The organism is Wujia chipingensis (assembly GCF_014337155.1).
Classification (GTDB): domain Bacteria; phylum Bacillota; class Clostridia; order Lachnospirales; family Lachnospiraceae; genus Coprococcus_C; species Coprococcus_C hominis.
Window position 1 is genome coordinate 1,644,611 of sequence record NZ_CP060632.1, and the last position, 18,600, is coordinate 1,663,210.

20 protein-coding genes, 1 pseudogene and 1 riboswitch are annotated in these 18,600 nt (G+C 43.2%); of the genes and pseudogenes, 2 read left to right on the plus strand and 19 right to left on the minus strand.

Annotated elements, in window-relative coordinates:
* Positions 1–50 precede the first annotated feature (50 nt).
* The 18 genes and pseudogenes from H9Q76_RS07690 to H9Q76_RS07775 form a co-directional block, all read right to left on the minus strand.
* Positions 51–1,163, minus strand: coding sequence for an ABC transporter ATP-binding protein (locus H9Q76_RS07690; protein WP_249320891.1), 1,113 nt, complete (start codon positions 1,161–1,163; stop codon positions 51–53).
* Positions 1,147–2,175, minus strand: a complete 1,029-nt coding sequence (locus tag H9Q76_RS07695) for a FecCD family ABC transporter permease (protein WP_249320892.1) — start codon at positions 2,173–2,175, stop codon at positions 1,147–1,149. Before H9Q76_RS07695 ends, H9Q76_RS07690 begins: the two co-directional genes overlap by 17 nt.
* A 60-nt stretch (positions 2,176–2,235) precedes the next feature.
* Positions 2,236–3,315 carry an ABC transporter substrate-binding protein gene (locus tag H9Q76_RS07700; RefSeq protein WP_249320893.1) on the minus strand — a complete coding sequence of 360 codons (1,080 nt, stop codon included), beginning with the start codon at positions 3,313–3,315 and terminating at the stop codon, positions 2,236–2,238.
* Between the two features lie 131 nt (positions 3,316–3,446).
* The gene (locus H9Q76_RS07705) at positions 3,447–4,364 is read right to left on the minus strand and encodes a hypothetical protein (protein ID WP_249320894.1); all 918 of its coding nucleotides are present in this window, start codon (positions 4,362–4,364) and stop codon (positions 3,447–3,449) included.
* Between the two features lie 24 nt (positions 4,365–4,388).
* Positions 4,389–5,432 carry a sirohydrochlorin cobaltochelatase gene (locus H9Q76_RS07710; protein ID WP_118734189.1) on the minus strand — a complete coding sequence of 348 codons (1,044 nt, stop codon included), beginning with the start codon at positions 5,430–5,432 and terminating at the stop codon, positions 4,389–4,391.
* 162 nt (positions 5,433–5,594) lie between these two features.
* Positions 5,595–5,811: riboswitch (cobalamin riboswitch) on the minus strand.
* Positions 5,812–5,897: 86 nt separating this feature from the next.
* Positions 5,898–8,963 carry a tetratricopeptide repeat protein gene (locus H9Q76_RS07715; protein WP_249320895.1) on the minus strand — a complete coding sequence of 1,022 codons (3,066 nt, stop codon included), beginning with the start codon at positions 8,961–8,963 and terminating at the stop codon, positions 5,898–5,900.
* Between the two features lie 184 nt (positions 8,964–9,147).
* The gene (locus tag H9Q76_RS07720; RefSeq protein ID WP_021984426.1) at positions 9,148–9,465 is read right to left on the minus strand and encodes a hypothetical protein; all 318 of its coding nucleotides are present in this window, start codon (positions 9,463–9,465) and stop codon (positions 9,148–9,150) included.
* A 37-nt stretch (positions 9,466–9,502) separates the two neighbouring features.
* Positions 9,503–9,823 carry a type II toxin-antitoxin system RelE/ParE family toxin gene (locus tag H9Q76_RS07725; protein ID WP_021984425.1) on the minus strand — a complete coding sequence of 107 codons (321 nt, stop codon included), beginning with the start codon at positions 9,821–9,823 and terminating at the stop codon, positions 9,503–9,505.
* Positions 9,823–10,125: a type II toxin-antitoxin system RelB/DinJ family antitoxin gene (locus H9Q76_RS07730; RefSeq protein WP_177981672.1), complete on the minus strand. Its 303-nt coding sequence runs from the start codon at positions 10,123–10,125 to the stop codon at positions 9,823–9,825. Before H9Q76_RS07730 ends, H9Q76_RS07725 begins: the two co-directional genes overlap by 1 nt.
* 359 nt (positions 10,126–10,484) lie before the next feature.
* Entirely contained in the window at positions 10,485–11,780 is a 1,296-nt protein-coding gene (locus H9Q76_RS07735; RefSeq protein ID WP_118546369.1) for an IS30 family transposase, read from the minus strand.
* Between the two features lie 160 nt (positions 11,781–11,940).
* A complete protein-coding gene (locus tag H9Q76_RS07740; RefSeq protein ID WP_249320896.1) occupies positions 11,941–12,435 on the minus strand; it encodes a phage integrase N-terminal SAM-like domain-containing protein in 495 nt (164 codons plus the stop codon).
* Positions 12,436–12,519: 84 nt separating this feature from the next.
* Positions 12,520–12,930, minus strand: coding sequence for a helix-turn-helix domain-containing protein (locus H9Q76_RS07745; protein ID WP_177980688.1), 411 nt, complete (start codon positions 12,928–12,930; stop codon positions 12,520–12,522).
* Positions 12,931–13,115: 185 nt separating this feature from the next.
* Positions 13,116–13,280 (minus strand): hypothetical protein, encoded by a 165-nt coding sequence (locus H9Q76_RS07750; RefSeq protein WP_177980689.1) that lies wholly within the window; start codon positions 13,278–13,280, stop codon positions 13,116–13,118.
* Positions 13,281–13,381: 101 nt separating this feature from the next.
* Positions 13,382–13,576: a hypothetical protein gene (locus tag H9Q76_RS07755; protein ID WP_177980690.1), complete on the minus strand. Its 195-nt coding sequence runs from the start codon at positions 13,574–13,576 to the stop codon at positions 13,382–13,384.
* A gap of 150 nt (positions 13,577–13,726) precedes the next feature.
* The gene (locus H9Q76_RS07760) at positions 13,727–14,350 is read right to left on the minus strand and encodes a class I SAM-dependent methyltransferase (RefSeq protein WP_012740435.1); all 624 of its coding nucleotides are present in this window, start codon (positions 14,348–14,350) and stop codon (positions 13,727–13,729) included.
* Positions 14,351–14,437: 87 nt separating this feature from the next.
* Positions 14,438–15,031 (minus strand): annotated as a pseudogene (locus H9Q76_RS07765) (type I restriction-modification system subunit M N-terminal domain-containing protein); the annotation flags it as partial.
* 121 nt (positions 15,032–15,152) lie between these two features.
* On the minus strand, positions 15,153–15,341 hold the full coding sequence (locus H9Q76_RS07770) for a Fe-S-containing protein (protein ID WP_021985048.1): 189 nt from the start codon (positions 15,339–15,341) through the stop codon (positions 15,153–15,155).
* Between the two features lie 34 nt (positions 15,342–15,375).
* On the minus strand, positions 15,376–16,644 hold the full coding sequence (locus H9Q76_RS07775; RefSeq protein WP_227573522.1) for a glycerate kinase family protein: 1,269 nt from the start codon (positions 16,642–16,644) through the stop codon (positions 15,376–15,378).
* 111 nt (positions 16,645–16,755) lie between these two features.
* Here H9Q76_RS07775 and H9Q76_RS07780 point away from each other — a divergent pair, with 111 nt between their 5' ends.
* Together H9Q76_RS07780 and H9Q76_RS07785 are read left to right on the plus strand one after the other, a co-directional pair.
* Positions 16,756–17,175, plus strand: a complete 420-nt coding sequence (locus tag H9Q76_RS07780; RefSeq protein WP_227573521.1) for a hypothetical protein — start codon at positions 16,756–16,758, stop codon at positions 17,173–17,175.
* 78 nt (positions 17,176–17,253) lie between these two features.
* Positions 17,254–17,400, plus strand: coding sequence for a hypothetical protein (locus H9Q76_RS07785; RefSeq protein ID WP_227573520.1), 147 nt, complete (start codon positions 17,254–17,256; stop codon positions 17,398–17,400).
* Between the two features lie 68 nt (positions 17,401–17,468).
* On the opposite strand, the gene H9Q76_RS07790 is transcribed toward H9Q76_RS07785, so the two are convergent.
* Positions 17,469–18,596 (minus strand): 5-methyltetrahydropteroyltriglutamate--homocysteine S-methyltransferase, encoded by a 1,128-nt coding sequence (locus H9Q76_RS07790; RefSeq protein WP_227573519.1) that lies wholly within the window; start codon positions 18,594–18,596, stop codon positions 17,469–17,471.
* Positions 18,597–18,600 lie beyond the last annotated feature (4 nt).

Sequence of the window (18,600 nt, forward strand, 5' to 3'; positions counted from 1 at the left end):
TTTAAACTCACTTCATGTTATTATAGCATTTTAGAGATGGCTTTCAAAGTCTATTCTGAAAGATTTTTCAACTTATTTTGCTTTTTTGCATAAAAATACAGCTCCTGATTGTACGAATTGCACACACCGAACTCCATACATGGACAATATACCGTCTCACAGGCATCGATCAATGCCTTTGCCTGCGCAAGCATCGTATCCTCCGGCATTGTAAAGGCCGGGATTTCCAGTACCTTCTCACAGAGCGCCTTCGCAACCGGATACTCCCGGTCATGCACAGGTAAAATCCCCGCTGCACATGGGATACCCTGCCGCTGCAGTTCCCGGTATAGCGGGATTCCGTATCCACCTCCACCGATCACAAAGGTATGGACATCCCCGGTTGGCTTCGGAAATTCCACACTACCATACGCCGCATCATAGACGCCATCCTGCATCGCATAGAGTTCCTGTATATATTCGGTCGTCATCACCTCTTCCGGCGTGCCGACCCGATCGACACGATGTTCCTTCACACAGACAACCTGATCTGAGATCTTCTGTGCCAGATCAATCTCGTGCAGGGACATCACAACTGCCATCTGCCGTTTTCTTGCAAGCGACCGCAACAGCCACAGGAAATCCGTCTTATAGCGGATATCCAGATACGAGGTTGGTTCATCTAGCACTAAAATCTCCGGCTCCTGGCAGATTGCTCTCGCCAGCATCACACGCTGGCGCTGTCCATCGCTGATCCTCTCAAAATCCTGATCCCGAAGCGCTTCCACCTGCACCTGCCGCATCGCTTCTTCGATTTTTTCTTCATCTTCTTTTTGCAGCATCCCCATCTTCCCGGTATACGGATACCGACCGGTCGCCACAACATCATAACAGGTATATCTCTCCGGGTGAATCCGCTCCGTCATCACAATTGCCATCTTCTTCGCCAGCTCCTTCGGTGCATAAGAAGACAACTCTTTCTCATCAATGCTGACTGTTCCTGCAATCAGGGATAACTGCCGGATGATACTTTTCAGAATCGTCGATTTGCCCACGCCGTTTGGTCCGATCAGGGTAAGAATCTCTCCTTTTTTCACATGGAGATTCACATGGTCTATGAGTGTCCGCTTCTGATAACCTACACTCGCCTCTTCCGTAACCATATAATCACTCTGCATAGCCATGTCTTCGCCCCCTCTCCTTCACCATCATGTAAATTACAACCGGTGCTAAAAATACCGCTGTCACAGAGCTGATGGAAAGCTCGACCGGAGCAAAGATTGTTCGTGCCAGCAAATCACAGAGCACGCAGAACACACCGCCTCCGAGAAAACTGACCGGAATCATCACGATCGGCTTTGTTGTTTTTACTACACTCTTTACAAGGTGTGGCACCGCGATTCCGACAAACGAAATCGGTCCTGCGAATGCCGTCACACAGGCGGATAATAAGCTGGATAATAAAATCAGCATCACACGAAGCGGGCGGATCGATACACCGACATTTTGCGCATAGCTTTCTCCCATCTGGTATGCTCCAATCGGCTTAGATAGCAGAAAAGAACCAGCCACCGCCACTACAACAACAATTGTCATGATCTTTACATGCGCCATGGATATTCCGGCGAAGCTTCCAAGCGACCAGTTATGCAGATTCACGATATTCGAATCATCTGCAAAGGTCACAGCAATATCCGTGATTGCCGAGCAGATATAACCGATCATCACGCCACATACAACCAGCATAGACATTTCCTGCACCTTCTTTGATACCGCCAATACGAAAAGCATCGAAAGGAGCGATCCGATCAATGCCATCGCGATCATAAACCACGAACTCATTGTAATACCATGTGAGACACCTACGATCATCGCAAGTGCAACAACCAGCTTCGCCCCGGAAGAGATTCCGAGCACAAACGGACCTGCAATCGGATTTCTAAAAAATGTCTGCAGCAAAAATCCCGATACCGCAAGTGCACCTCCTAAGATTGCTGCCGCAAGCACACGCGGCAGACGGATGGAAAGAATAATCTGCATCGCTTTCGCATCGGTTCCGTGTCCGGTTAATACGGAGAATACCTGCCGCGGGGCGATCGATACACTGCCGATATAAAGTGACAGCAGAATTGCACCAAGCAGCAGCGTAAATAATACGATATATGTAATTATGATTCGCGTCTTTTTTGTCTTCATCTGTATTCCATTTCACAATTCATATAGTACATGTTCCATGCACCGATTTCACGATTCCGCTTATTCCTCTGTCAGCTTATAAAAATAATCGCTCTTTATTTCCTGTCCGGTAAATATCGCATGCATATCCGCAATCATCGTACCATATCCGGTCGTCTCCTGAAACATATTTTTTCCGGTTCCGTACACATGTCCTTCCTTAACGGCTTTAAAATCCGCAAATAGTGCATTCTTCTGCAAAAGTTCTGATACACTCGTAAGCTCACTGTCAATCGTGCTGTTGTAGATGATATAGTCTGCATCCTTCGCCTGCTCATAGAATGTCTCCATCTGGATCGTCATAGTCGAAAGTGCATTTTCCTCGTCCGAGTCATCGAACGTAATACAGGTTCCACCTGCAAGTTCAATCATCTTCGATACATAATCACCGGACTTACGCACATTGACGCCACCGTTTGTCGTCACGTAGAAAAATGCAACCGTCTTTCCGGTCGGTGCCTCGTTCAGAACGTCGGCGGTCTTCGCCGTCTCTGACGCAAACAACTGCTCTGCGGCTTCCTCCGCATCGAACAATGCGCCATAGAATTTCACCCATTCCAGCCTGCCAAGCGGATCTGTCTCATAGCTTGAATGTTCCACGATCACTGGGATTCCACAAGTCTCTAACTGCTCTTTTACCTCCGGATTGTGCAGGATCATCGTCGACTCGATAGCAAGATCACAATCCCCGGCAAGCATCTGCTCCACATCCGGCGCATTGTATTTGCCGGCGTAGGCAAGTGTCTGTGCCTGCATCGCCTGCTTTGCCTCCGGGATATACCAGCCATCTTCCTTCGTGCCGGAAAACGAAAGACGATCCAAACAACCAATCTTCACGATGAAATCCATACCAGACGTTGCAGCCAGATATGCATGCTTCGGTATTCCATCAATCAATGTAATATCTGAAGGAAGTCCCTCCGGTATATTCTTACCATCCGGTACAAGCAGGTAATCACCGATATCACAAATGGAAATAAGCTTATACCCACCCGTATAATAATCCACAGAAAACTGTGTCGCATAGCTTAAATCCATACTATTTTCTATTTTCAAATCATCCCACCGGATATCTGCATCCAATGCGGATGCATCTGTCATTGTCCCTTTTGGTCCTGCATCCTCTGTATATGCAACATTCCCCTGTGTTGCACAAGCACAGGGGAACGTACACAACAGGGCGAACAGGAGTAAAAAAAGAATTCTTCTTCCTCGTCTCAAATCCAACACCCTTACTTTATTGTTTTAGAATCAAAATATAATGTATAGTCAATCTCATGTGGCGTACTCATTGCAGTCGTATCCGCAGAAATCGGCATATTGTAGTCAAATCCGGTAACCGGAATCTCAAATGTAGAATTTCCTTCCGTATTGACAGGAAGATACTTCTCCTCACCGACAATCACATAATCATAGTTTGAAGAACTCATGATAATCGTTGCAGTTGCGATTCCATTTTCCACCTTGATTTTCGTCGGGCTTTCCACCGTAGCACGGCCGGAGCCTCCGGACAGGGTTACCTCAACCGTATATTCACCATCGGCGATTCCTAAATCCTCTGCCGTTTTTATCGACGGATTATCTATGGCATCAGCCGGAAGTGAATCGGAACGGAACACCAGCGTCCGCTCATACCATTTTTCTTTTTTGTTGCTGAATGCGGCACATGCAACGCCCTCATCCAGCGCATCCACAGGAACTGTAAATGTATGCGCACCATCTGTATCCTCTACATATGGGATATACTCTGACTCATCTGCAGCAACTGCCTCTTTGCTGGTACCCATATACAGATACCGATAGCCTTTTCCGCCCATTGTCATAACTGCGGTCATCTTGCCGTCTGCTACCGTGAGCTTGCAGGCAGTAATGTTGAACATTGAAGAGCTTGAATCAACCTCGATGTCATATTCACCATCTGCGACATTCTCTGCCGGAATCGGAACCATCCAATCCTCTACCACGTCACTTGCCGATGCCAGATCCGAACCGGTTGCAATCTGTGCATCCGCTGTAGCCACCTGCTCTGTTGTCACGGTTTCTGTCGTAGCCGCGGCAGTTGTCTCCTGTGTTGTATCATTTTTTCCGCATCCTGCAAGCAGGCAGGCAAGTACCACGCCTGCTGCAAGACCTACATTCCATTTCTTCACGATTAATTCCTCGCGTTTATTCTATTATTTATTTAACTTGTCAATAGCTGCCTGTGCATGCTTAACAAAGATATCCTGAATTGCTGGAAGCTCACCAAGTCCACGAACGAGGCATGTTACATCATAACCGGCATCCTCGAATGTTGTCTTCCAGGAGCCTTCCTCATCGCCTGCCATATCGTTGTTTGCATGGTCACCGGCTACAATCATCAGAGGCTCAAGAACAACCTTCTTGTAATCGCCTGCCTGTACCTTTGCAAGTACATCATCCACAGAAGGAGTTGCCTCAACCGTACCTACGAAATAGTTCTCAAATCCAGCGTCTGTCAGCTTATCCTGCATCTTCTGGTATACTTCGTTGCTGTCTGCCTCTGTACCATGTCCCATGAAACAGATGGCTGTCTCGCCATCATCATACTCAGCTGTTGCATCTGTGATAGCCTTCACAACTTCATCGAAATCCTCATCACTTGTAAGAAGCGGATCGCCGATTACAACCTGATCGAATGCATCTGCATAATCACCAACTTCATTTACAACATCTGTATATTCCAGACCATTCATCAGATGTGTCGGCTGGATTACAAGATTCTTGACTCCGTTATCCACCGCGCGGTCGAGCGCTTCTGTCATATTATCAATGGCAATGCCATCTCTGCTCTTTACATGATCAATGATGATCTGGCTTGTAAAGCCTCTTCTGACGGAATAATCTTTACCGAATTCTTCATCAAGCTTACCCTCGATTGCACCGATCGTCAGACGACGGCTGTCGTTAAAGCTTGTACCAAAGCTTACAACAAGCAGTTCGTTGTCGCCAATTTCATCCTGATTACGAACGTTATCCAATGATGCATCTCCTGTCTCATAATTCTCATCGTCCTCTGCCTCAGATGCAGTTGCATCTGCAACCGTTGCCTCTGTTGTCGTTGCAGCTTCTGTAGTTGCCTCTGTGGTTGCTTCCGTCGTTGCCTCAGTTGTCTCTGTCTTCTTGTCTCCACATCCTGCAAGCAGAGTTGCTGCCATACATGCTGTAAGGAATACTGCGCTTAATTTCGATTTCTTCATTTTCTGTACCTCTTTCCTTTTTGTTTTTTATCCAGTCACTTGTTAAGAATCAATTCAGACGCACAGAAAAAAAGCCGCCAGCGAAATCACAAACTGACGGAGCAACGGGCCATAGAACTTAATCTACAACGGTACGACCAATTACTCGTGATCTGGAAATCCTTCCTGTACCAATACACGGCAGGTTTCCTGACTTACCGATCCTCATACACATTCCCCTTCCCAGCCTTGCGGCCAGTGGTTATCTTCCGATATCGAATGTATACTCCCGGCTTACAGTGACGAGATCGTGCAGGACTTCCACCTGCTTCCCTTTTAACACATGTCTGCTTTTCAAAAGTAAAAAAAGCTCCACGGCACCGTATATTATGAATTCAATTCGTCGCAATAATAACACACGCACACGAAATGTACAAGTACAAATTTCATGTGCGTGATATATTTAAACTATGCTATTCCTATCTTTTAACTATTTTTAAGCAGATCCTGCAGCCGTTTCTCATAGACATAACAGTGTCCATGTGCCTCGATTGCCTTCTCATAGGCTTCAATAGCCTTCTCCCGCTCTCCCATTACCTCATACAGGATTCCAAGCTCATAATAGCCTTCCTCACAGCCATGGTATCCACAGCTTGAACAAAGCTTCATCGTAACCGCCTGTTTCAAATATTTCTCCGCATCTGCATAATCGCCAATCACCCGGCAGTATCTTGCAAGCTTGATATAATCGCGCGGTGCCTTACGGTCTTCCTCCGGTATCACTGCCTTGCTTAAATACTCTGCATACTCAGACTTAATCTCCCCATCCCGCAGATAGAGTGCTTCCAGCAGCTCCCCATAATAATTGATGGTTTTATTTAAGTTAACCGCCTTTTTGTATGCATCGACCGCTTCCGCATATCTGCCACTCATGATAAGCACTCTGCCGTACTTGCTGTAAATGCTTGTATTATCCGGCTTTAACTTTATACCGAGCTGATACATCTGATCCATCATCAGAGTATCGTCCTCTTCCCCGGCAAGCTCCATCAGAAGACTTGCGCAGTCAAACCGCAGATTTTCATCCGTTCCTTCCTTCGCATAGCTTTCCAGCAGCTGCTCTGCCTCCGGATAGCGGTCTGCTCGTGTGAGTGCGAGACCTGCCTCGATACGAAGCTGCGGATCCATATCATCTCCGTATTTTTGAATTGCATCCATCAGAATCTGACACCCTTCCGTAATCCTGTTCAAGCAGAGCAGCACACGGGTTTTGAAGCGGATGACCTCTGTTTTTCTCTGTATATCCCGGTCTGACCTCTCCGGTGCGATTGCAAGTGCCTGTTCAAAATTTTCTAACGCATTCCCGTAATCCCGCCGCTCCCAGTAGATAAATCCGAGATTCGTATAATATGCCGCATGTGGCCGTACCTTAATCTGATCCTCATATGCCTTGATTGCAAGCTCCGTCTCATGAACCTTCCGGTACATATATCCCAGATATCCAAATACGTCCGGGTTCTTCGGATTGATGGACACAACTTTGTTATATATTGCGATTGAATCCTCATTTCGGTTTGCTTCATCATAAAGGTCTGCCAGCTCTAACAACAGATCCTCATAATTCGGCAGATCGGATTCATCCGCCTTATAATTTGCTTCTACTTTCTCTAAAAGTTTCAACGCTTCCTCCGGTTTTTCCTGTGCCCGAAGGTTTAACGCTTCATAATAATCCATCGCATCACTCTCCGGACGGAACTCCCGGTACTGCGTCATCACATGTTCGGCATCCTCATACTGTTCTGCCTGCTGGAAGGTCAGTATCTCCTGTATATACGGCTCCACACCATATGGATAGATTCGTATTGCCTTTTCTGCCGAGTAGATACATTCCTGCAGATAATCTAACATATAACAGCATTTTGCCCGGTAGCAATGTGCCCAGTATTCATCCTCATAGACCATAGATTCATAATCAATATGCTCTAACATCTCATCGCACGCCTTCATACAGTTGCCATACTCCTGCAGTTCATAGAGAATCCGGAGATTCAAGATGAGTCCGGTGATCTGCTCCTCATGCTCCGTCTCGACCGGAAGCTGTATATATTCCTTCGCTTTCTCGTACTCTTTCAGGTTATAGTAACAGCTTGCGATCAGTGTATGTGCATACGGATACCGCTTTCTGCGCTTGTTCTGTTCCTCTGTATAGCCGCCTTCTTCCGGCTGTATATCCTCAATTGCCTTCTTCCATTTTAAGAACAATGGTAGTGCCTTCTCCGTCTGTCCGGTTGCCAGATAACATCTGCCCTTCGCATTACAATAGAAGAAGATCTCATCGCCCTCCGGTTCAAATGTATCGAACACCTCCAACGCTTCCGGCTCCCGCTGATTCTGATAATAGCACCATGCCAGATCTAACTTTTTCTGATGATCTTCCGGATGCTCTGCCACATCCTGCTTCCATTTCTCAATGATTGCTTCATTTACCTGCTGCAGCCGGGTAAGGTACGCCATATCCCCATAATTGTTATGCATCAGCTCCTCGAAGATATCCTTTGCCTTCTCCAGATCCCCCATCGCATAATATATATCCCCTAAGCAATACTGTGCGTCTTCATAATCCGGATTCTCCGCAAGAATCTCTTCTGCGGTCTGCTTCGCCTCCTCATATCGTTCCAGACGGTACAACATCTCGCTCTTGATAAACTGCGTCATCTCGTCCTTTGGGTATCGCTCAAGGTTCGCATTGATCCTGCTTAAAAGCGCCTCATATACAGCCTCTGCTTCCGCCCTTGGTAGTGGTTGTTCCACATCCTTTTCCTGCAAATGCGTATCCCGCATCTGCACATAGATCTCCAGCACATCACCATGTGGATGTGTAAGAGGAAGTTGTTTCAGTCGTTCTAATTCCTTGTGGAGTGCTGTCCGGTTCTCTGGTGTCGGCTCGTCTTGCTTGTCCATCCGCTCAATCTTCATATACTGCTCAATATAATCATCGGCATATGTATAATCTCCGGTCAGATATTCATAAGCAAAGCCGTCCTGTTTCCGCGCCGCTACCCCAAGAATATAAGAAATATAATCCTCCGGGAATTTCACCAGCAGATCTTCTTTGCGCAGGGCGATATCAAACCGGTCCACAATCTCACGAAAAACCGCATCCGGCATCCGGTAATGACCCATCATGAATACAAGCAGCTCCTCTAATGCTTCTGCCTCTGTGTCAAGCGATACAAATGCATCCTCACGAAAAAGCTCTCTCCACGCATCCACACGGATACGGTTCGGATAATCGTTGTATAGTTGTTCTAATTTATCGGTAAGCTCCGTCCTCGGCGGCTGTAAGCCTTCCGAAGCTTCGTCATCCATATCCTCCGGCAACGCCTCCTGCCTTTCACAGCTTGCAATCGCCTCCTCATAGGCATTCCGAAGCTCCATGAAACCATCTGCATCCTCCTCCGGATTCACAGATTTTAACCGCTCACGATACGCCTGCTTGATTGCACCCTTATCGTCTGTCTGACCGATTCCAAGTATTGTCCATATGTTCATAACCCCTGCCCTTGTACCTTTCTTCATTCTACATCGATTTGCTACTTTTTCGTTGTCTCATATAACATACCATCATCCGCAACCATATCCTTCTAATCGTTTGGCTGCAATAAAACTAGCTACTGCTGTGCTCATGGACACGGTCTGCTTTTGTTATTACTGAGTTGCAAACTGAAATTCTCACCTATCCTAATGTCATTATCATAACAGCAAAAATTACTGCTAAAATCGTGTCAATAATAATAAGAGTTCTCCTATATTTATTTTGATATTCCACTCGATTCATGATTTTAGCCTTTTGTTTTTCAGTCATCCTCCAGTCTGATGGAAAAAAAGCACATATCAGAAAAATTAACCACATAAGGAGTCCTGTAAAAGAGAGAATAACTAAAACTCCTGAATCATTAACTCCTATAACACCTCTTACAATAATCGCAGTGATTAGGATTAACAATGAACAAATAGCCATTATTTTTTCAATTTTTGTCATCTTGCCTTCCATACTTGTTCCTCCTTCAACTTCAAATAAACACGAGCTTTTATATCTCGCCTCTCAAACGTGCTTCTATATCAGATGCCGTGTATAAAACATCCGTTACAATTACTCTTTCGTCACAAATTGTGTAAATCACTGAATAATTATCAACGAGCATTCTACGCAACTCCATTCTCTTTTCCGGCTCCGAATCCATAATCCTAAATCGTTCCGGGAAAGTGTCTAATGTAAGTATTTCATCCGCAATACGATCATATTGTCCCATTGCATTTTCAGAAGCCAGCAAATCTATAGCAATATAATTGTATATATCTTCCATATCCTGCAAAGCTTCTTCTGTAATCTCTACTTTATATTGCTTCATTAATGCCTCTCTCTAAATGCCGCAAAAGCACTAGCTGCATCCTCAACATTTCCTTTTTCTATATCTGCATATCCTTTTTCTAACTTTTGATGAATCTGCGTAACAGACATCATATCTGCATTTACTGAACTAGCTGCTTTTGGCAATACAACAGAAAAGGGAATTCCTCCTACTAATGATATTTGTTTTAAATACATATCTATCGCAGTAGCCATCGGTATCCCTAATTGCTCTAGTACACTTTCTGCATTTTCTTTTACATCTGGATTTACTCTCAAATTTAATGTTGCTGTTTTTCCCATAGAATACACCTCCATTTTTCTTTATTGTAACGCTTTTTGCGTTACAAATCAATCTATGAAATATACTTTCGGTGAAATGTAGAATGAGAGTCCCGTTTGTAACGCAAGAGTCCCTCTTTGTAAATGAAAATCTCATTTTGTAAACGAGATTCCCACTTTGTAAACGAAAATCCCGTTTTGTAAGCGAATTTCCCGGATTTTCATTTGTACATTGACATGTTATAATACGTTCAGCAATAAATTTGCACACGACAATAAGAGATCAATTCCCGCTCGAAATTTTTGTATTCGGAGAATCCATCCCTGTTTTGAAGTCATTCTGCTGTCTTTGTTCTGGCGGCACTTTGCAAATTTATCTGTTACTTTTTGAGAAGTTTAGGCTTTAAGATGATGTTTTCGGCGGCAACCGGTTTACATCCAAGTTTCTTAAGTATATCTTCTCCGTAATAAAAGCTGAACGTTTCGTATGGGCTACGGTTGTTCAGCTTTTTTCTTTTATAAGAATTGATATGATCCATCATCAGAAAAATATCCTTCTGTGTCAAATCATCAAAGCTGCTTCCCTTTGGCAGGATACGACGTATCAGCTCATGATTCACTTCACAGGCTCCCTTTTGGTAAGGTGCACTTGGATCGCAGTAAAATACATTCGTTCTGCTGCATGGAATCGTATCTCGTTTTTCAATTGCTTTTGGATTTGAAAACTCACTTCCATTATCCGTAAGAATAACCGGAAACAACCGTGAAAAATCTTCATTTCCAAGGACTTTATCCAACAGATTTATAATCTGTATGACAGATGCTGAAGTATTTGAATCTCGTAGAAATGCAAGCATTAAACTTGTTTCAACGAAATGTATAGTAAGCAGGCATTTGCCTCCCACACGTCCGATAACACTATCCATCTGTACAACAGCAGACTCCGGCTTTGTTTCAAGAAACTTCTGGAAATCAGTATAGCTTCTACCAATACGACATCCTCTGTCTACCTTGAATTCAGGCTGTTTGTATCGCGGGCGATACTTTACTTTACGAGGCAGATCAATGTTACGGATATCAAAAAGCTGGGCATCAACATAGTTATACAATGTTTTTTCACTGCACATGATTTCATCAACATGCTCTATATAAATCTGATGAAGAGACTGTCCATTTTTAACCAAGGGGCTGATGATTCCGTTGATTCTTGCTATATCATCCTCATTGGATAAAATACCTGTCCTGGATTCCGAAATAGACTGATGTGCCATTTCATGAGCATCTGCCGGGTCATAAATGCGTTTTAACAAGGTACATTTGGGAAGCTGGCTGCAACCATTACATACATATGGAGGTTTGGTTTTAACGGAACAGATATCCTCTGCAAAATCCGGACAATGTAATGTACACTCGGAACACAGACTGCATTTATACGCTGATTGATGCGTACAACTGTTTCCGCACAGCTTTTTAGCTTTGCATGTACTGCGATGTTTACATGGATTGTAAGGATATCCTGGGCGACCACTTTTCTTATCATAGGAATGCTTTTTTATTTCCTTTGCAATCGTGGTACGATCCTTGCCTAACTTCTTTCCTATAACTCCAAAAGAGACATTCTCCTGAAGGAGTTGTGCAATAACTAATCGATCTTCATATGTTAAAAACTTTGACATGGTAGCTCCTTTCCAGCCGCCAGAAATCAAAGCATAACAAAAAAGAGACCAACAATCCAGTCAGTCTCTTGAATTTGTAAAGGAAAATCCATACCCTTCCTTTACACTTACTACTATTAACTTTTAAAGAAGTCTGAGATGGCGGGTATGGAATCTCAGATTACAATTGACGTGAAATATACTTTCGATGCGATAGCTTCACATTGTTTTGATTAACCACAACCGCCGTTTTTACCTTATGGATTCTCTTCATCGGGCTTTTAATAATATAATCTTCCTCCTCTAACCATGAAAAAAATGTGGAAAGGCTCCTGCGAACATTATCTATAGTAACCTTTCCACAATTATTAATCGATTGATACTCTAACAGGTACTTTCGTAGCATTTCTGTAGATATTTTTATAACCGGAACATCTACTGTTTCCAACATTCTCTGGATATTACACCTATAATAACATATCGTCTTATCCGAACAGCCTTCTAAATGTTTAGCCGTTAGAAACATATCCAGGAATTCCTCATTACGAGTTTGTAAATAATCAGGCACACGATTTTCCGACAAACGATTAACCAACACTTCCTGTAGTTTCTGCATCTGCGATGCATTCAATACCTCTGCCATATCATTGATAATGTTATAGATTTCCTTTCCCATAATGAAACACTCCTTTTTTTGTAGGAGTATATCGTAGAAAAATCAACACTTCAACAGAGCGTATTACTGAAAGTTTCACTTTTATTATTGTTTCTTGTTTGAAACTATACTGCCGATTACCTGAACAATTAGAGCCGTTCCTAAACCAACTACGCCGCCTGCTAAAATAATCATAATAATTTCATCATAATCAAATCGGTTTGCAGCAAAAGACCATATTCCTGCTATGGTTGCAAATATTAAAACAAACCCTAAGTACAACGTCTTAACAGTCTTTCTATTCGTTGTTGATACTGGTTCTATTCCTTTAAGAATATAATCCGTTGTGACTTCAAAAAGTTCGCTCATAGCGATTACTTTTTCTAAATCGGGTGTGGTTTGTTCACTTTCCCATTTTGATACTGCCTGTCTTGATACGCCAACCTTATCAGCAAGTTCCTCCTGCGAATATCCTTTTTGTTTTCGTAAATATTGTATTCTGTCTGCTATATTCATTGTCAGTTCTCCTTTCCTTTTGACTTGACAAAATCATAGCAATATTTTAGGTTGCATTACCACCACCTATGCTTGGAAATTTGTCAACCAACGGTTTCAATCAAGTTTTTCAGTTCAAAAATGTATTAAACAATTTGGAAAATTCAAAGCTTACGCTTCTTTCCAATCTCTCAACAAGCTGAATTTTACTTACTTTTCTTCTCTTTGTTGCGTTTTACTAATGCAATGATTAAGTCTGCAACTCCGGCACATAGCCATATAATAGCCAGCGCAGTATGTTCTGCTAAAAACCAAGCTGGCGATGAAACAAGCAATATTATTGCCATAATAAAAATTTCCTTGCTACTCATAATCATCCTCCGCAGTCGAGTAGACCAGTGCCTCACGACACTAGCCCCGCACAAAACCGTACGTGCGACTTTCTCGCATACGGCTTTTCATAATAACATTCTTATTTCTTTATCTTGGACGAGCCAAAGAATCCACCCAGTTCTATCTCCGCATTATATTTAAGACTATATGCACCATCGCCATTGTTAATGGCTCCCGCTATCTCTCTAATTTCTTTTTCAATATTTTCTAATGTTTCATACCAACCAAGTATTGTTGTGTGTTCTCCCCAAAAAGTCACTTTGTCAATTTCCAATAAAACATACTCTGGCTCATCTTTATGAGGAAATATTATAGCTCAATTTATGTTTTCCTTCCACCAACCTACTTTTGCATTTACGCAACCTTAAGTTGCGTCCCTTGCTTTACGCCATATTCCCATTATTTAAGCAACAGAAACTGGAATTTAATAATTAGTTTTTTTCGCAATCAAAACTCCAACAGGAGCTAAACCGCCATCCACCAAATTCACTTTGACGACTGTAAAGCCATAATCCGTAATAAACTCACAAAAATTTTCCTTGTTCCATTCTTTATATGCTTTAAATCCTGTAATAGACATCAATCGCTTTCGTAAACCACTTGATTTTTTCTCTGCCCATAAGAAGGTTGGTGCGTACAAAATACCATCTTTTTTTAATACTCTACGAATTTCCTGCATTGCTTTTTCAGGCTCTGGCATAATGTGCAGTGCATTTGAAATTACTACACAATCAAAATTTTCATTCTCATATGAAAGTGCCGTTGCATCGGCTACGCAAAAACTAAGTTTTTCTGTTGTACCTCTCCTTTTCGCTTGCTTAATCATATTTTCCGAAAAATCGGTTGCCGTCCAGCTATTAGTACAATCAGACAATGGGAAAGATAGCTGCCCTGTTCCACAAGCTAATTCTAATACATTCATATCAGATTTGAGATAATCTCTAATATATCCGCAGATTGCATTATAAAATTTCTTATCTGACTCCATCAAAGGTGCATATATTTTTGCAAGTCGTTGCCAATAACCCTTGTTTGCCTTGTCTTTCATATCAAAATCTCCATTTTATTCAATAATACAAATTCCGATTTGTTTATTGCCCTTTTATAACGGTTGCATCATTTCAAGGATGATGCCATCATAGACACGTCCTTTAAAAGGTTTCAGTACCTCAACCAGCGTCCTTACAACACAGGATGGAGTGAAGAATTCTCCACCACGTTTACCTTCCTGCTCCGCAAACATAGAAAGACAATATTCATATGTACGTCCAAGTATATCCTTTTCATCTCCATGCTCAATCATCTGGATATTTGTGAAGAGGTCAACAACATCCCCCAATCTACGTTTATCCAACTTGGGGCGTGCAAAATTCTTAGGTAATATATCTTTCAGACGTTTATTTTCCTTTTCTATCGCACGCATAGCATTATCAATCACTGTTCCAATTTCTGGTGTATGTGCCTGTCGCGCAATTTCACTCCATCTTGCATCAGCAGGAACGAAGAAGATACCTTCAGATGTATACTCATCAATATCCTCTTCAAATCCATCCCCTTCTGCAAGCAATGCTTTATATTTTTCATCAAATCGATTGGAAATATATTTTAAGAAAATAAGACCTAATACTACACTTTTATATTCAGATGCGTCCAGATTTCCCATTAATACACATGCCGCATTCCAAATCTGCTTTTCAAATCCAATATCCGCAGTGTTTTTATCTGCCATTTTATCTGCCTCCCCATCCTTTTATTCACTCAAGAAATTATGTTAATTATACCCAATGAATTGTCGAAATACAATATTTTTGTATTATTACAGATTTTTACGGGGAATTATTTGTATTTACTCATTTCCAATTAGAAAACGCACTCTCATAATTGCTCAGATATGTATACGGAATCTGGATTTCATCATCCGTCTGTGTATAATCAGAGGAAGAAATCGGAATCGGATTGCAACCACCACCGCTTTCGCCGATCTGGTCAATCGCAAACTGGCTTCCCTCCGGTGCATCAATCACCCACTCTACCGGCATACCTGCCTGCACCGTAGAAAGTGTGTAGCTTTTGTTAATTATTTTCTGTGCAAAAATGCGACTTTACACATGCTTTCAAATTCGCATACGCATGTCTTTTCTCCATTGCAAGCCGCTTTTCTTCCTCCGTGCTGGCAGCGCTTGCCGCATAGCACCCGGCAAATACACCACTGTCGATACACACTTGTACATCTGCACCGAAGCACCCGGCAAATGCATAGACAGGCACTTCATACGACTTCGCAATCCGCGCTACGCCGATCGGTGTCTTCCCCATCAGCGTCTGCGCATCGAATCTTCCCTCTCCGGTGATAACTGCGTCTGCTGTTTGAATTGCCTGCGCGATCTGTATCTCATCTAATACGATGTCAATACCCGGCTTTAAGGCTGCATGTAAGAACATCAGACACGCATACCCTAGACCTCCAGCCGCACCGGCACCGGGTGTCATGCGGTTTTTGTCGTAACTCTGCCTGTCGTTTTTTTCAACATTCCTGTCTGCTTCATCATAACCGGTCAGCTGATTTTCCATCAAAGCAGGATTTTTCCGGTACGTATTTTCCACAATATCGGCATACCGGTTCATCGCCACATCCATCGCCTGTACCATCTTCGCATCCGCACCCTTTTGTGGCGCGAAGACGGCACTGCATCCCTGTGCACCGACCAGCGGATTCGTCACATCGCACGCAATCTGGAATGTACACGAAGCAAGCTCCGGCATTACTTTCTCTGTTGTAATCGACCGCACCTGCGCCAGCCCTTCCGCGCCATAGCCAACTTCTCTTCCTGCTTCGTCCATAAAATGAAATCCAAGTGCCTGCAACATTCCGATTCCTGCGTCATTTGTCGCACTTCCGCCGATTCCAAGGATGAATTTCTGACAGCCACATGTAATGGCATCACGTATCATCTCGCCAACTCCATAGGTCGTTGTATGCATCGGATTTCTTCTTTCTTCCGGTACAAGCGGTAACCCGGCTGCCTGCGCCATCTCCAAAACTGCCGTCTTTTCTCCTGCCTGCTCGTAGATTGTGTATCTCGCCGAAACTTCCGTTCCGACCGGTCCGGTCACAGGGATTGTCCGTGTCTGCACATGCTCCTTTCCGAAGGTAAGTGCTTCCACCGTGCCTTCGCCGCCATCGGCAACCGGAAAGATCTGCACATCAACGTCCGGGTACCGCTCTAAGATTCCGTCTCTGACTGCATTTCCTGCCTCCAATGACGTAAGACTTCCCTTGAACGAATCCATCGCCACGACGATTTTTTTCTGACTATTACTTTTATTAAAATGATTCACCATGTTTATTTTTCCCTCTATCAACTGCAATTACATACTTCACATTTTATCACATATCTGCTATGATGAACTACAGAATTATTGGATGTATTTGTAAGAATGGATGGGACTTATATGAACTGTCAAAAATCATATCGCAGATTGCTTAATTTCATTATTTCCATCGTAATTCTGTTTTCTGGTCTGTACTTTAACCATACGGAAGCAGATGCTTTTTTTGATGCGGCAAAACCTGCCGCCCAGTCGACGGTCAGCAGTGTCGAGCTTCCAATCTCTGCAAATACACAGATCAATACAAGCGAGCTTCTCCTTGCTTCGAGAACCTCCTATATAAAAGAAGTAAAACAGGGACCTGCACAGGCGGAAACATCTGTCCGTTTTATTGCAGCACTTCCAGATACACGAGAGCTTTCTTCCTCCCGGTATGCTATTTTTTCAGAACCAATTCTGTCGAAAACAATTATCAGTCAACAGAAGATCCTATGCTATATCCATGCACAGGACGGGCAAAAATCCAACTATTTTTCAGTTTAATCACGACTAAACATGAGACTATGGATGCACATAGTTTTCTTTGCATACTTAAAAATTGAAAAATGGAGGACTTAATCTATGTTTATGAATATTCTTGTTGGTATTATGGCTGCAATTGCAATTCTCGCCGGAGTCTGGGGCTTCTGGGTAGATCACAGAAAGGATAAGGATCTACCGAATGAAACATCTGCTGCAGGCAACGCAGATACAAGCAGCAAAAACTAAACAAAGTAACACGAAATGCCGGGACAGACAGCCCGGCATTTTCTTCTATCTATATGATCTATATGAACTTAAGCGTCTTTTCCCCAGACTTCCTCAGCCACTTCTTTTACAAGCTTCAGCTTTGCCCACTGCTCCTCCTCTGTCAGTTTGTTGCCGATCTCGCAGGATGCAAATCCGCACTGTGGGCTTAAATACAGGCGATCTAGCGGAATGTATTTTTCTGCCTCATGGATTCTGGCAATGACCTGATCCTTATTCTCAAGCACTGGAGACTTTGTTGTGATCAAACCAAGTACAACCTTCTTATCGCCGCTTACCTTCACAAGTGGTGCAAATCCACCAGAACGCTCATCATCAAACTCCAGATAGTAAGCATTTACATTCTCTTCTCCAAACAGGATGTCTGCCACTGGATCATACGCGCCACTGTTTGCATATGTGGAATGGAAATTACCACGGCATACATGTGTATTGATCACCATATCCTTCGGTGCATTTGCGATAACCAGATTATTGATATCCTTGTGGTTTTTCTGAATCTCCTTCAGTCCCTCTGCAGTCGTTCCATATGCCAGATGTCCCATCTTATCTGCCATCATGCCCCATGTACAATCATCAAACTGTACATTCCGGCAACCTGCGTCATACAGATCCTGAAGTACCTTTCCGTATGCATTTGCAATGTCTGTTACAAGATCCTCTGTATTTACATAATACTTCTCTGTCTCCACACGGTTAAACGGCATTGTAAACTGTGCCAGAAACTGTGCCGGTGATGGCATTGTCTGCTTTGCAACGGTATTTTCATCTTCAAACTGCTTTACAAATGTGAAATGCTCAACAAACGGATGCCTGCCGGACAATCCAACCTTGCCTACCAGATATGTATCATCGACCATTGCGGCCTCTCCATGGAATGGAAGTCCTGTTTTGGTCGGTGTATGACCGATGCCATCAAAGCCCCACATAAAATCCAGATGCCATGTTGCACGACGGAACTCTCCATCTGTAATTACATGATATCCAAGTGCCTTTACCTTCTGAACAAGTTCTGTGATTGCTGCTTCCTCAACAACCTTTAACTCCTCATATCCAATCTTACCTTCATCAAACTGGCATCTTGCTTTCTTAAGCGCCTCCGGTCTCAAAAAGCTTCCTACATAATCATAACGAAATGGTGTCTTTCCTATACTCATTTTA